The organism is Streptomyces corynorhini (assembly GCF_003346515.1).
In the GTDB taxonomy this organism is placed as follows: domain Bacteria; phylum Actinomycetota; class Actinomycetes; order Streptomycetales; family Streptomycetaceae; genus Streptomyces; species Streptomyces corynorhini.
The window spans coordinates 22785-36633 of record NZ_QQNA01000145.1 but is presented as its reverse complement, the minus strand read 5'-3'; the positions used below and the strand labels follow the sequence as shown (position 1 = coordinate 36633).

The 13849-nt window shown below is 70.3% G+C and carries 11 protein-coding genes and 1 pseudogene; 4 read left to right on the top strand and 8 right to left on the bottom strand.

Annotated features, from left to right (window positions below):
• Positions 1 to 65 precede the first annotated feature (65 nt).
• The 3 genes from DVH02_RS18760 to nth all read right to left on the bottom strand — a co-directional run bounded on the left by DVH02_RS18760 (position 66) and on the right by nth (position 3140).
• Positions 66 to 1265, bottom strand: a complete 1200-nt coding sequence (locus DVH02_RS18760; protein WP_114624970.1) for a MarP family serine protease — start codon at positions 1263 to 1265, stop codon at positions 66 to 68.
• Between the two features lie 119 nt (positions 1266 to 1384).
• Positions 1385 to 2098 (bottom strand): NUDIX hydrolase, encoded by a 714-nt coding sequence (locus tag DVH02_RS18755; RefSeq protein WP_114624969.1) that lies wholly within the window; start codon positions 2096 to 2098, stop codon positions 1385 to 1387.
• 112 nt (positions 2099 to 2210) lie between these two features.
• Entirely contained in the window at positions 2211 to 3140 is a 930-nt protein-coding gene (gene nth / locus DVH02_RS18750) for an endonuclease III (protein ID WP_407697645.1), read from the bottom strand.
• Between the two features lie 228 nt (positions 3141 to 3368).
• Here nth and DVH02_RS18745 point away from each other — a divergent pair, with 228 nt between their 5' ends.
• Complete coding sequence (locus tag DVH02_RS18745; protein ID WP_030353254.1) at positions 3369 to 4043, top strand: Crp/Fnr family transcriptional regulator; 675 nt, start codon at positions 3369 to 3371, stop codon at positions 4041 to 4043.
• Between the two features lie 340 nt (positions 4044 to 4383).
• On the opposite strand, the gene DVH02_RS18740 is transcribed toward DVH02_RS18745, so the two are convergent.
• The 4 genes and pseudogenes from DVH02_RS18740 to DVH02_RS18725 form a co-directional block, all read right to left on the bottom strand.
• Positions 4384 to 5214, bottom strand: a complete 831-nt coding sequence (locus DVH02_RS18740) for an MBL fold metallo-hydrolase (protein ID WP_114624967.1) — start codon at positions 5212 to 5214, stop codon at positions 4384 to 4386.
• A 227-nt stretch (positions 5215 to 5441) separates the two neighbouring features.
• Positions 5442 to 6314, bottom strand: a pseudogene (locus DVH02_RS18735) (NUDIX hydrolase); the annotation flags it as partial.
• 362 nt (positions 6315 to 6676) lie between these two features.
• Positions 6677 to 7147, bottom strand: a complete 471-nt coding sequence (locus tag DVH02_RS18730; protein WP_114624966.1) for a RidA family protein — start codon at positions 7145 to 7147, stop codon at positions 6677 to 6679.
• Positions 7144 to 7305: a DUF4177 domain-containing protein gene (locus DVH02_RS18725; protein ID WP_014178397.1), complete on the bottom strand. Its 162-nt coding sequence runs from the start codon at positions 7303 to 7305 to the stop codon at positions 7144 to 7146. Before DVH02_RS18725 ends, DVH02_RS18730 begins: the two co-directional genes overlap by 4 nt.
• Before the next feature lie 71 nt (positions 7306 to 7376).
• Between DVH02_RS18725 and DVH02_RS18720 the strand changes: the two genes are divergently transcribed.
• Both DVH02_RS18720 and DVH02_RS18715 read left to right on the top strand, forming a co-directional pair.
• Entirely contained in the window at positions 7377 to 8342 is a 966-nt protein-coding gene (locus tag DVH02_RS18720) for an ArsA family ATPase (protein WP_114624965.1), read from the top strand.
• Entirely contained in the window at positions 8339 to 9967 is a 1629-nt protein-coding gene (locus DVH02_RS18715; RefSeq protein ID WP_114624964.1) for an ArsA family ATPase, read from the top strand. Before DVH02_RS18720 ends, DVH02_RS18715 begins: the two co-directional genes overlap by 4 nt.
• A gap of 577 nt (positions 9968 to 10544) precedes the next feature.
• Here the strand turns inward: DVH02_RS18715 and DVH02_RS18710 are convergent.
• Entirely contained in the window at positions 10545 to 10889 is a 345-nt protein-coding gene (locus DVH02_RS18710) for a WhiB family transcriptional regulator (RefSeq protein WP_030751176.1), read from the bottom strand.
• 408 nt (positions 10890 to 11297) lie between these two features.
• Between DVH02_RS18710 and DVH02_RS18700 the strand changes: the two genes are divergently transcribed.
• Complete coding sequence (locus tag DVH02_RS18700) at positions 11298 to 13559, top strand: transglycosylase domain-containing protein (protein ID WP_114624962.1); 2262 nt, start codon at positions 11298 to 11300, stop codon at positions 13557 to 13559.
• Positions 13560 to 13849: the final 290 nt, after the last annotated feature.

Below are 13849 nucleotides of genomic sequence, written 5' to 3'. Positions count from 1 at the left end.
GCCTCTCGTTTGGATCATGCCGGGTCCGTCGCCTCCACGGGGCTTCCTCTCCCGCTCCCCGTCGGTTACAGCGCACACCCCTGCGTGTCGACCTGCTGGTTCGCGGTGCGGCCCGTGGTGATGTCCTCGCGGATCTCATCGACCGTCAGCGCGTAGCCGGTGTGCCGGTCGTCGAGCGACCGGGCGAAGATCACTCCGTACACCTTGCCCTCGGGGGTGAGGAGCGGGCCGCCAGAATTGCCCTGGCGTACGGTCGCGTAGAGCGAGTAGACGCCGCGTCGGACCTCGCCGCGGCGGTAGATGTCGGGGCCATTGGCGTCGATACGGCCGCGTACGCGTGCGGAGCGTACGTCGTACGCGCCGTTCTCCGGGAAGCCGGCGACGATCGCGCCGTCGTCGTTCTTGGCCTCCTGGTCGGAGAACTGGAGGGGCTTCGCCGGAAGGTTCGGCACGTCCAGTACGGCGATGTCGCGCTCCCAGTCGTAGAGGACGACCTTGGCGTCGTACAGCCGGCCCTCACCGCCTATCTGGACCGTGGGCTCCTCGACTCCCCCGACCACGTGCGCGTTGGTCATCACCCGGCGGTCGGCGAAGACGAATCCGGAGCCTTCGAGGACCTTGCCGCAGCTCGGCGCCGTACCGACGACCTTGACGATGGAACTCTTGGCGCGGGCCGCGACGGCGCTGCCGGCGAGCGCCGGGTCGGGCGGGCTGACCTCAAGGATCTGCTCGTTGTCGAACGGGCTGAAGACCTGTGGGAAGCCGTTCCTCGCGAGGACGGACGAGAAGTCCGTGAACCAGGTGGACGCCTGGGAGGGCATCACATGGGAGACCCCGGACAGCACCTTGGAGCTGCGGACCTCCTTGCCGAGCGTCGGCAGCGAGGTGCCGGCCAGAGCGGAGCCGATCAGCCAGGCGACCAGCAGCATGGCCAGGACATTGACCAGCGCACCGCCGCTCGCGTCGAGGGCGCGGGCGGGCTGCCAGGTGATGTAGCGGCGGAGCTTGTTGCCGAGGTGGGTGGTGAACGCCTGCCCCACGGAGGCGCAGACGATCACTATGACGACCGCGACGATCGCCGCCGTGGTGGAGACCTCGGCATCCGAGGTGAGCCTGGCCCAGACCATCGGCAGGAGATAGACGGCGACGAGACCGCCGCCGAGGAAACCGATCACCGAGAGGATGCCGACGACGAAACCCTGGCGGTAGCCGACGATGGCGAACCAGACGGCGGCGAGCAGCAGCAGGATGTCCAGCACATTCACCGTCGATAGCCTCGCTCGCTCGCAGATGGGTCTCCGGTCCCGCCGGCTGGGTCACAGCCGTCAGGGGGCCGCCATGGGCGGGGGCCGCCCTGGGTACAGCACGTACGTGGGTCAGCCTGTCATGCGCGCCAGTCGAGCGGCACGTGCCGGGAGCGGTCCCAGCGCCGCTCCCAGCCCGCGAAGTGCAGGATCCGGTCGATCACCCCGGCGGTGAAGCCCCAGACGAGCGCGGACTCGACCAGGAAGGCCGGGCCCCGGTGGCCGCTGGGGTGGACCGCTGTCGCGCGATTGGCGGGATCCGTGAGGTCGGCCACGGGAACGGTGAAGACCCGGGCGGTCTCGGCGGGGTCCACGGCATCGACCGGCGTGCGGTGGCGCCACCAGCCGAGGACGGGCGTCACGACGAAACCGCTCACCGGGATGTAGAGCCGGGGCAGCACGCCGAAGATCTGGACGCCCGCCGGATCGAGTCCCGTCTCCTCCTGGGCCTCCCGCAGCGCGGCGCGCAGCGGGCCCGTCGTCGCCGGATCGCCGTCCTCCGGATCGAGGGCACCGCCCGGGAAGGCGGGCTGTCCGGGGTGCGAGCGCAGATTGCCCGCGCGCTCCATGAGCAGCAGCTCGGGTCCCTTGGGGCCCTCGCCGAAGAGGATGAGCACGGCGGACTGCCGCCCGCCACCGCCCTCGGGCGGCAGAAAGCGGCTGATCTGCTCGGGCGCGACCGTGCGCACGGTGTCCTCTACGGGCGCGAGCCAGTCGGGCAGCCCGTCGGCGGTGACGGCGATCCCGGTCGTGCCGGTCACGGGACCGCCGAAGGTCTCATTAGCGTGCGTCATGGGCACCCCCGTCGTACCAACGCCTTCCGTCGGCCGGATCGTTCCGCCCGGGTCCTGCTCCACTCGTTCGTGCGGTCCGCCGCTCGCCCCTCATACGGCCCGGCCGCCCCGGCTACTCAACACGGGCCGGGGCCGGCTTGCCCGGATAGCCGGCCGGCGGATTCAGCCGCTGGCCCGGGTAGCCGCCCATCTCGTACTTGAGGAGTGCGCGCGCCTTCTCGGGGTCGGTCTCGCCCTCTCCGTAGGAAGGGCACAGGTGCGCGATCGGGCAGGCGCCGCAGGCCGGCTTGCGGGAGTGGCAGACCCGGCGGCCGTGGAAGATCACCCGGTGCGAGAGCATCGTCCACTCGCTCTTGGGGAAGATCTCCGCGATCTCGGCCTCGACCTTCTCCGGATCCTCCTGCTCGGTCCACTTCCAGCGGCGGACGAGCCGGCCGAAGTGGGTGTCGACCGTCAGCCCCGGGACGCCGAAGGCGTTGCCCAGGACCACGTTGGCGGTCTTACGGCCGACTCCGGGCAGCGTGACCAGATCGGCCAGCCTGCCCGGAACCTCGCCGTCGAACCGGTCGCACAGGGCGCTGGACAGGCCGATGAGGGACTTCGTCTTGGCCCGGAAGAAGCCCGTCGGACGGATGATCTCCTCCAGCTCCTCCGGCACGGCCGCCGCCATGTCCTCGGGCGTCGGATACCTCGCGAAGAGCGCCGGAGTGGTCTGGTTGACCCGCAGGTCGGTGGTCTGGGCGGACAGGACCGTGGCCACCAGCAGCTCGAACGGATTCCGGAAATCCAGCTCGGGATGGGCGTACGGGTAGACCTCCGCCAGCTCGCGGTTTATCCGGCGGGCCCGGCGCACCATCGCCAGCCGGGACTCCGGCTTACCATTCGACCCTTTTGCGGCTTTTTTCGTTTTCGCAGAGGGCTGTTCGCCCACAGCGGAATTACGCTCCACGGACACTTTCCCAGCCCCCTTGGCCTGCGCTGTCACCGGCGAGTTGAACACCCGGCCAGCGTAGAGCCCAGCACTGACATCCGCCCCGGCCATGGCGGATCGCCACCCGAATCGGCCCCCGCGGCACGGATGGGCACGTCCGTACGTCAAACTTGTGACTGATCGCACGGTTTCGAAGAACCGGAATCCGGCAGCAGGCGAAGAAGCCCGGCGATGCCAAGCCACCCGAGAAGAAGCGGCACGTACGGCATCATGGGGACCACGGTTCCTGAGCAGGTGGGGACCCCCGGTCCCCTGAGCAGGTCGACAAGGAGAGAACACGTGGACGACGTTCTGCGGCGTGCCCCGCTCTTCGCGGCGCTCGATGACGAGCAGGCGGCAGAGCTGCGCGCCTCGATGAGTGAAGCGACGCTCGCGCGCGGAGACGCGCTCTTCCACGAGGGCGACCCGGGCGACCGCCTCTACGTGGTCACCGAGGGCAAGGTGAAGCTGCATCGCACCTCCCCCGACGGCCGCGAGAACATGCTCGCCGTACTCGGGCCCGGCGAGCTGATCGGGGAGCTGTCGCTCTTCGACCCCGGACCGCGCACCGCGACCGCGAGCGCGCTGACCGAGGTCAAGCTCCTCGGCCTGGGCCACGGCGACCTCCAGCCCTGGCTGAACGCCCGCCCGGAAGTGGCCACGGCCCTGTTGCGCGCCGTCGCCCGGCGACTGCGCAAGACCAACGACCAGATGTCCGACCTGGTCTTCTCCGACGTCCCCGGCCGGGTGGCCCGTGCGCTCCTCGACCTGTCGCGCCGCTTCGGCGTGCAGTCGGAGGAGGGCATCCACGTGGTTCACGACCTGACCCAGGAAGAGCTGGCGCAGCTGGTCGGCGCTTCCCGCGAGACGGTCAACAAGGCGCTCGCCGACTTCGCCCAGCGCGGATGGCTGCGCCTGGAGGCGCGCGCGGTGATCCTGCTCGACGTGGAGCGACTGGCGAAGCGCTCGCGCTGAGCCGCACGGCGCTCCGCGCCGTCTTCGCGCGCTCCTCGCCGCGAAGGCTCCATGGCCGCTGCCGGGTCCCCCGGAACTCGTGGAAGGCCCCCGCCGGTCGGCGGGGGCCTTCCTGTCCTCTCCGCTTTCCCGTCTTCTCCACTTTGCCGTTCTCTCCGCTTTCGCGGCTTCGTGCCGTCGTGCCGTCATGCCTTCGCGCCGTCGCGGTTACGTGGCTCCCCGAGCCTGTTGTCAGACCCCGCCGCTATCGTTTCATTACGCAAAGTGACGGAGGATCGACGGAGGGGGAATCATGATCATGATGCTGCCGCGGAGAGCGGTGCCGACGCCGGTCGAGGGGTCAGATGAGTCCGTGCTCGCGCAGGTAGTCGAGCTGGGCGCGCACGGAGAGTTCGGCGGCCGGCCACAGCGACCGGTCCACCTCCGCGTACACGTGCGCCACCACCTCGGGAGCCGTGCGGTAGCCGTCCTCGACGGCGGTCTCGATCTGGGCCAGCCGGTGGGCGCGGTGGGCGAGGTAGAACTCGACCGCGCCCTGGGCGTCGTCCAGGACCGGGCCGTGGCCCGGCAGGACCGTGCGGACACCGTCGTCGACGGTGAGGGAGCGCAGTCTGCGGAGCGAGTCGAGATAGTCGCCGAGCCTCCCGTCGGGGTGCGCGACCAGGGTCGTCCCACGCCCGAGGACGGTGTCGCCGGTCAGCACCGCGCGGTCGGCGGGCAGATGGAAGCAGAGCGAGTCGGAGGTGTGGCCGGGCGCGGGGACCACCCGCAGCTCCAGTCCGCCGGTGGTGATGACATCGCCGGGCGCCAGTCCCTCGTCGCCCAGGCGCAGCGCGGGATCCAGCGCGCGTACAGGGGTGTTCGTCAGCGCCGCGAAGCGCGCCGCGCCCTCGGCGTGGTCCGGATGGCCATGGGTGAGGAGCGTCAGCGCCACCCTCTTGCCGGCCTCCTCGGCGGTGCTGATGACGGCCTTGAGGTGGTTGTCGTCGAGCGGTCCCGGATCGATGACGACGGCAAGCTCCGAGTCCGGCTCCGAGACGATCCAGGTGTTGGTGCCGTCCAAGGTCATGGCGGAGGGGTTCGGCGCGAGGACGTTGACGGCGCGGGCGGTGGCGGCGCCGGAGAGCACGCCTCCGCGCGGCTGGCCGGGGAGAGCGGCTGCGTCGGTCATCGGGGGCCTCCGGTCGGGTGCTGCTCGGTCGGGTGCTGCTCGGTCGGGTGCTGCTCGGTCCGGAGCGGCTCGGTCCGGAGCGCGTCACTGCCGTACGGGGCGCTCGCCGACGGCGCGCTCGGGCTTGGGGGGTTCCGGTGGTGAGCGCTCTCGTGCTCGGATTGGCCGGGTTCGTGGCCGGGTTCTCGGCCGGGCTGATCGCTCGTGTGCTGTGGTTCGTGGCCGGGTGGCGGACCAGGGGCGTCCGGGAGGTCGAGACTTTTGGTGAACTCGTCGTGTCCCGGCCAGCTGAGCACCAGCCGGCCCTCCTCCAGCCGAGCCCTGGCCAGCACAGGCGTCAGATCGCGGCCCTCGGCACCCGCGAGCGCCTCGGCGGCCGTGCCATAGGACTGGAGTTGACGCAGCGTCGAGACGGTCGGCGGCATCATCAGCAGCTCGCCCCTCTCGTACGCCCCGATCGCCTCGTCCGGCGCGATCCACACCGTACGGTCGGCTTCCGTCGAGGCGTTCCTGGTCCGCTGACCGGCGGGGAGCGCGGCGACGAAGAACCAGGTGTCGTAGCGGCGTGGTTCGAACTCCGGGGTGATCCAGCGGGCCCACGCGCCGAGCAGATCGCCGCGCAGCAGCAGACCGCGCCGGTTCAGGAAGTCCGCGAAGGACAGCTCGCGGTCGACCAGGGCCGCGCGGTCGGCCTCCCAGTCGTCGCCGGTCGTGTCGCCCACGACGGTTTCCGGCGTCTCACCGGCGAGCAGCACGCCCGCTTCCTCATAAGTCTCTCGTACGGCCGCGCACACGATGGCCTGCGCCGTCGCGGGTTCGACGCCCAGCCGCCGCGCCCAGACGTCGCGGCCAGGACCGGCCCAGCCGACGAGCCGGTCGTCGTCGCGCGGATCGACCCCGCCGCCGGGGTAGGCGTACGCGCCGGCGGCGAAGGCCATGGAGGCCCGGCGCCGCAGCATATGGACGGCGGGGCCGTCGGCTCCGTCACGCAGGAGCATCACGGTCGCGGCGCGTCTCGGGGCCACGGCTGTCAGCTCACCGGCGGCGAGGGCGCGGATCCGCTCGGGCCATTCGGGCGGGAACCACTGACCATTGGGCATGGCCGGATGCTATGCGCTGGGGCGACGATGTTCGAGGGGCACGTGGTGCGGTACGGCCCACAGCGCCGCCGACCGCCCGGCCGCGCGCACCGTCGCCGTATGCCTGTCCGTACGGGCCGGGCGGGTACGCCGTACACACGGAACACGCCGAACACGCCGAACGCGGGAAGCACGGGACGTGGGCGGCACGCGTACGGGGCCGGCGCTCGGCCGACCCCGCATCGGACATCCTCGTATCGGACAGCCCCATATCAGGCGTCCCCGCGAGCCCCGGCCCGGTCGGATCCCGGGCGGTGCGCTCGGCCCGGTAGGTCACCGGCCGGTGAGGTCCCGGTCGCCGGGTTCCCGGCCGTGGCGCTCGGTCAGCTGTCGGTCAGCTCCACCTGGATCTCGACCTCGACCGGCGCGTCCAGCGGCAGCACCGCCACTCCGACGGCGCTGCGCGCGTGCACTCCCTTGTCGCCCAGGACCTGGCCGAGCAGCTCGCTCGCGCCGTTGATCACGGTCGGCTGGCCCGTGAAGTCGACGGCCGAGGCGACGAAGCCGGTGACCTTGACCACGCGCGCGATCCGGTCCAGATCCCCGACGACGGACTTCACGGCGGCCAGCGCGTTCAGCGCGCAGATACCCGCCAGCTCCTTGGCCTCCTCGGGGGTGACCTCGGCACCGACCTTGCCGGTGACCTGGAGCTTGCCCTCCACCATCGGGAGCTGCCCCGAGGTGTAGACGTACGCCCCGGACCGTACGGCCGGCTGGTAGGCGGCCAGCGGCGGCACGACCTCGGGCAGCCGCAGTCCCAGTTCGGCGAGGGTCGTCTCGACAGCGCCGCTCACGCTGCTTTCTCCCGCTTCAGGTAGGCCACCAGCTGCTCCGGGTTGTTCGGCCCGGGGACGACCTGGACGAGCTCCCAGCCGTCCTCGCCCCAGGTGTCCAGGATCTGCTTGGTCGCGTGCACGAGAAGGGGCACGGTCGCGTATTCCCACTTGGTCATGGGGCGACTGTAGTCGTACCGCGAGGCGGCCTCGTGCGTAGCCCGTGGCCGTACTGGTTAGGCTCGAATACGTGAGCAGGCTCCAGGTCGTCAGCGGCAAGGGCGGTACCGGTAAGACGACGGTCGCCGCCGCACTCGCGCTCGCCCTCGCGACCGAGGGCAAGCGCACTCTCCTCGTCGAGGTCGAGGGCAGACAAGGAATCGCACAACTCTTCGAAACGGAAGCGCTTCCGTACGAAGAGCGGAAGATCGCCGTCGCCTCGGGGGGCGGCGAGGTGTACGCCTTGGCGATCGACGCCGAGCGCGCGCTCCTGGACTACCTCCAGATGTTCTACAAGCTCGGCAGCGCGGGCCGCGCGCTGAAGAAGATCGGCGCGATCGACTTCGCGACGACCATCGCGCCGGGCGTGCGGGACGTCCTGCTGACCGGCAAAGCGTGCGAGGCCGTCCGCAGACGCGACAAGCAGGGACGTTTCACCTACGACTACGTGGTGATGGACGCGCCCCCCACCGGACGCATCACCCGCTTCCTGAACGTGAACGACGAAGTGGCCGGGCTGGCGAAGATCGGGCCCATACACAACCAGGCGCAAGCGGTGATGCGCGTCCTGAAGTCACCGGGGACGGCCGTACATCTGGTCACCCTGCTGGAGGAGATGCCGGTCCAGGAGACAGCGGACGGCGTCGCCGAACTGAAGGCCGCGGAGCTGCCGGTCGGCAATGTCATCGTGAACATGGTGCGCCCCCATCTGCTGGACGAGGCGGCCGTGCGCGCGGCGGCAGGCGACCGGCGCGAGGAGGTGGCCGCGGCGCTGGCGACGGCCGGGGTGTCCGCGCCCACGAAGCTCGTCGGCCCGCTCCTCGAACAGGCGGCGGAACACGCCCAGCGTGTCGAGCTGGAGCGCGAGCAGCGGGCCGTCCTCGCCGGACTCGGGCTGCCCACGTACGAACTCCCGCTCGTCGGTGAGGGGATGGACCTCGCCGGTCTCTACCGACTGGCGGGCGAGCTACGGCAACTTGGGGAGGTCTTCTCATGACCGCGCGCCATGACCACGCGCCCGGCGACGGCTCCAGGACCGGAGGTCTCCCGACGGCCCTGGACTCGACGGCCGCCCCGCTCGACGTCGACCCGCTCCTCGACGACCCGGAGACCCGCATCATCGTCTGCTGTGGTTCCGGCGGGGTCGGCAAGACCACGACGGCGGCGGCGCTGGGCGTACGGGCGGCCGAGCGCGGACGCAAGGCCGTCGTTCTCACCATCGACCCGGCGCGCAGACTCGCCCAGTCGATGGGCATCGACGAGCTGGGCAACACGCCGCGGCAGGTCAAGGGCGTGGAGGGCCCCGGCGAGCTGCACGCCATGATGCTCGACATGAAGCGGACCTTCGACGAGGTCGTCGAGGCCCACACGGACAAGGAACGGGCCCGCTCGATTCTGGCGAACCCCTTCTACCAGTCCCTGTCGGCCGGCTTCGCGGGCACGCAGGAGTACATGGCGATGGAGAAGCTGGGACAGCTGCGGGCCCGCGACGAGTGGGACCTGATCATCGTCGACACTCCGCCGTCCCGTTCCGCGCTGGACTTCCTGGACGCGCCGAAGCGGCTCGGCTCCTTCCTCGACGGGAAGTTCATCAGGCTGCTGATGGCTCCGGCGAAGGTGGGCGGCCGGGCGGGGATGAAATTCCTGAATGTCGGTATGTCGATGATGACGGGCACGCTGGGCAAGCTGCTCGGCGGTCAGTTCCTGCGCGACGTGCAGACGTTCGTGACGGCGATGGACACGATGTTCGGCGGGTTCCGTACGCGGGCGGACGCGACGTACCGGCTGCTCCAGGCGCCGGGTACGGCGTTCCTGGTGGTCGCGGCGCCGGAGCGGGACGCGCTGCGGGAGGCGGCGTACTTCGTGGAGAGGCTGGCCGCCGAGGAGATGCCGCTGGCCGGGCTGGTCCTCAACCGCGTCCACGGCAGCGGGGCGGCGCGGTTGTCGGCGGAGCGGGCGCGGGCCGCCGCGGAAAATCTTGAGGAGGGCCGCATTGTGGATCAAGCGGCGGGGAAAGCTGAGGGGAGTGGCACTGCAGCACCGGTCGGCTCCTCTCCCGAAGCCGCCGAGGCGCACGAGCCCGTTGATCCCGTAGACGTCGATCCCGTCGACATCGCATCAGAAGAAGCCGCACCAGAAGAAGCCGCGACCGACGACATCGCGGCGGAAGACGCTGTGGCCGAAGCCGGGGAATCCGCCGCGGATCCCGGAGGCTCCGGCACCGCGGAGAGCCACCGCACCCAGTCGCCCACGCCCGATTCATCCGGTCCCGCTGGTCCGCCCGTCCCTCCCGGGCCGTCCGGTCGGTCCGGTACATCCGGTGTGCGCGATCAGTCCGACACACCCGAAGTGCCGGGCTCATCCGCATCCACCCCCTCGGCCGAGCCCACCGAGGCGACAGCTTCTGTCACAAGTGTGGAACAGCTGACGGCGGGTCTACTGCGCCTGCACACCGAGCGGATGCAGGTTCTCGCGCGTGAGCGGCGTACGCGCGATCGCTTCACCGCGCTCCACCCCGAGGTGGCGGTGGTCGAGGTGGCAGCCCTGCCGGGGGACGTTCACGACCTCGCCGGGCTGCGGGCCATTGGCGCCCGCCTCGCGGCCGGCCGTACCGCCGAATAGCCGCCTGACCTGGGCCTGGGGGGGGGCCGGGTCTGGGCCCGCGTCCAGGCCCTGGACGCGGGCAGGCAGGCGCGAAGAAGACAGGACGCGAAGAACAAGAGAAGAACAACAGAAGAGCAAGAACAGCCGAGAGCGGACATCCGGGCGGGGGGAGAGAGACGTCCGGAGACGTCCGTATACGACGGACAAGCGGCCGACAAGGGCGAACCGCCCAGCACAGGAGACACCGGGCCTTCGCCCGGTCATACGGCCATCCGGCCGTCGGCCATCGCCCACTGTCGAGCGGCCACGGGCCGCACGGCGCCCCGGCTGGGGCGGACAGCCACTTCGGCTCGCGCGTATGGCTACGCACACGCGCCGAAGTGCCTCCGCCCCACCACCGAGGTGCGGCCACCGAGCCCGGGGAGATGACCCGCGAAACCGCCTCCGACCTGGTCGAACCTGCCACCGGCTGCCACGGCCTGCCCCGATTCCGACCCGACCCCGACCCGACCCGACCTCAGCCGGTCAGATCCGATCAGAGCGACGCGACCGACGCGACCGGAGCGGGAACTCGCCGCGGCACCGTTCCACCGGGCTACCCCACCGCCGCGTACGTCTCGTACGTCTCGTCATCCTCCAAGCCCACGGGCAGCAGGCCCGCGCCGCGCTCGTACTCCGTACGCGCCGTCTCCAGCAGCCGTCGCCAGGAGGTGACGGTCGGACGGCGACGCAGCAGCGCACGGCGCTCCCGCTCCGTCATCCCACCCCACACGCCGAATTCGACGCGGTTGTCCAACGCGTCGGCCAGGCATTCCGTACGCACCGGACACCCGGTGCACACCGCCTTGGCCCTGTTCTGCGCCGCGCCCTGTACGAACAGTTCATCTGGATCGGTAGTGCGGCAAGCTGCCTGCGCACTCCAGTCGGTTACCCAGCCCATGCTGGCGCCGTCCTCTCCCGAATCGAGGCTCCCCCACGGCGGCAGCGGCATATTCACCGTTGCCAGTTGAGGACGTTACGGAAGGCGGACACGGCGCAACACCCCCGTCGGGCCCAATCTTGAATGGCCCGAACGGACTATGCGTACGCGGCAGATCACCCAGGGGAGTGACCCGGGGGCATAACGAACCAATCCGACAGAGTCGGATATTTCAGCCGAGCCACAAGGGGGCATTCACCCATGGACGACAACGTTTCGGACATCGTTTCGCGTGATTTCCCGCGCTCTTGGATTCACGGGAAGTTCATCGGTGGGTCTTGATGCGCGACCGCACTGCTGTGACAGTTGAGGACAGCTTAGGCCAGAGCCTTGACGCGTGTCCGGCGATTGAGAACGTAGGCTGCCCCCATGCCAAAAAAGCGCTCGGGCGGGGGTCTGACCGGGACCCAGCAGGCCGCCAAATTCCTCGGAGTCAGCGTGCTCGCGGGAGCCGTGATGGCGGGCATCGCGATGCCGGCCTTCGGCGCGCTGGGGCTCGCGGCCAAGGGGACGGTCGAGGGATTCGACGAGATCCCCGCCAACCTCAAGACCCCGCCGCTGAGTCAGCGCACCACGATCCTGGACTCGGACGGCGGCAAGATCGCCACGGTGTACTCGCGCGACCGCACCGTCGTGGCCCTGAAGGACATCTCCCCGTACATGCAGAAGGCGATCGTCGCGATCGAGGACTCGCGCTTCTACGAGCACGGGGCGATCGACCTGAAGGGTGTGCTGCGCGCGGTCAACCGCAACGCGCAGTCGGGCGGTGTCGCCCAGGGCGCGTCGACCCTGACCCAGCAGTACGTGAAGAACGTGTTCGTGGAGGAGGCCGGCGACGACCCGGACAAGGTCGCTGAGGCCACCCAGCAGACCCTGGGCCGCAAGATCCAGGAGTTGAAGTACGCGATCCAGGTCGAGGAGGAGCTGGGCAAGAAGAAGATCCTTGAGAACTACCTGAACATCACGTTCTTCGGGCAGCAGGCCTACGGCATCGAGGCCGCGGCCCAGCGCTACTTCTCCAAGCAGGCCAAGGACCTGACGCTCGCGGAGTCGGCCATGCTGGCCGGCATCGTCCAGTCACCGACCCGCTACGACCCCGTCAACGACGAGGAGGAGGCGACGAAGCGGCGCAACACCGTGCTCCAGCGCATGGCCGCCGTCGGCGCCGTCTCCCAGCAGGAGGCGGACAAGGCGAAGGCCGAGCCCATCGCGCTGAAGGTGAGCCGCCCCAAGAACGGCTGCATCACGGCGGTGAGCGGTGCGGGCTTCTTCTGCGACTACGTACGCAACGTGTTCCTGACCGACCCGTCCTTCGGCAAGACGCGCGAGGAGCGGGGCAAGGTCTGGAACCAGGGCGGTCTGACGATCCGCACGACGCTCGACCCGCAGGCGCAGAACGCGGCGCAGGAATCGATCAAGAGCCACGTCTACAAGAGCGACGAGGTCGCGACGGCGCTGACCATCGTCGAGCCGGGCACCGGCAAGATCCTCGCGATGGGGCAGTCCCGGCCGTACGGCTTCGGGAAGAACGAGACGCAGATCAATCTCTCGGTCGACCAGCGGATGGGCGGCGGCGCCGGATACCAGCCGGGGTCCACCTTCAAGCCGATCGTCGCGGCGGCGGCCCTGGAACAGAACATTCCGGTCACCCAGGCCTACCCGTCCCCGTACCAGATGGACTACCCGAGCCCGATCTCCACGTGCGCCGGTAACTACGTGAACTCCAGCAGCGAGCAGGTGGAGAACGAGGACGAGTCCGAGGTCGGTCCGTACGCGATGAAGGAGGCGATGGCCAAGTCGGTCAACACCTACTTCGTCCAGATGATCGCCCAGACCGGCACCTGCCCCGTCTCCAAGCTGGCCGGGAAGCTCGGCGTCGACCGGGCCGACGGGAACAAGCTGAGCACGGGCCCGGCCATCGCGCTGGGCACGGAGGAGATGTCGCCGCTGACCATGGCCCAGGCGTACGCCACCTTCGCGTCGCGGGGCACGCGGTGCGCGCCGATCGCCATCGGTTCGATCACCGGCCCGGACAAGAAGTCGATCCCGGTGCCGAAGGCGTCCTGCGAGCGCGTGATGTCGGAGAAGACCGCCGACACCATCACCGCGCTGCTGAAGGGCGTGGTCGAGGACGGTACGGGTACGGCGGCGGGCCTCAGCGACCGGCCGAGCGCGGGCAAGACCGGTACGACGGACGGCCGTTACGCGGCCTGGTTCACCGGCTACACGCCGAACATGGCGACGTCCGTGTGGGTCGGCGACCCGGCGCACAAGAAGCGCATGATCGACATCAGCATCGGTGGTCAGTACCACGACAAGGTCTACGGCGGTGACACCCCGGGACCGATCTGGCGCGACGCGATGAGCGGAGCGCTGTCGGGACGTACGGTCGAGAATTTCAACGACATCAAGATCCCGGACCCGCAGAAGGAGAAGGACCCGAACAAGCCGGGCGACAGCCAGGGCGACCCGGGGGACAGCCAGGGCGACGCTCAGGGCGGGGACAACGGGGGCGGTGGGAACTCGGGCAACAACGGCAACGAGAACGCGTCGTCCGGCCAGTCGTTCCCGGGATTCCCGGGCAGTTCGAGCCGGGGGAACCACGGCGGGGGCGGGAGGAACGGCCACTGACGGCCGGCCCGCCTTGAGCGGGCCGTGCGTGCGGGTACGGGCTACCGGTCCGTACCCGGACCCGTATGTGTACGGAGCGGTGACGGCGGCGGCGGCGGCCGGTGGGAGTGACCACCGGCCGCCGTCGGCGTGTGTGGCGGCGTGACGGGGGTGCGCGGACGTGGGCGGCGCCGGATCAGCTCGCCGGCGAGGAGGGGGCCGGATCGGCCCGCCTGCTCGGGGGCCGGGCGGCGCCGGATCAGCCCCCGAGCAGGCGGGGCCAGACTCGCCGGCGGGGCCAGACTCGCCGG

What these genes read in the sequence shown, in the direction of transcription:
- DVH02_RS18755 (WP_114624969.1), bottom strand. Translation starts at nt 2,098, where the DNA reads ATGACGCACGCTAATGAGACCTTCGGCGGTCCCGTGACCGGCACGACC.
- nth (WP_407697645.1), bottom strand. Translation starts at nt 3,140, where the DNA reads ATGGCCGGGGCGGATGTCAGTGCTGGGCTCTACGCTGGCCGGGTGTTC.
- DVH02_RS18700 (WP_114624962.1), top strand. Translation starts at nt 11,298, where the DNA reads ATGCCAAAAAAGCGCTCGGGCGGGGGTCTGACCGGGACCCAGCAGGCC.
- DVH02_RS18725 (WP_014178397.1), bottom strand. Translation starts at nt 7,305, where the DNA reads ATGACCAAGTGGGAATACGCGACCGTGCCCCTTCTCGTGCACGCGACC.
- DVH02_RS18710 (WP_030751176.1), bottom strand. Translation starts at nt 10,889, where the DNA reads ATGGGCTGGGTAACCGACTGGAGTGCGCAGGCAGCTTGCCGCACTACC.
- DVH02_RS18740 (WP_114624967.1), bottom strand. Translation starts at nt 5,214, where the DNA reads ATGACCGACGCAGCCGCTCTCCCCGGCCAGCCGCGCGGAGGCGTGCTC.
- DVH02_RS18715 (WP_114624964.1), top strand. Translation starts at nt 8,339, where the DNA reads ATGACCGCGCGCCATGACCACGCGCCCGGCGACGGCTCCAGGACCGGA.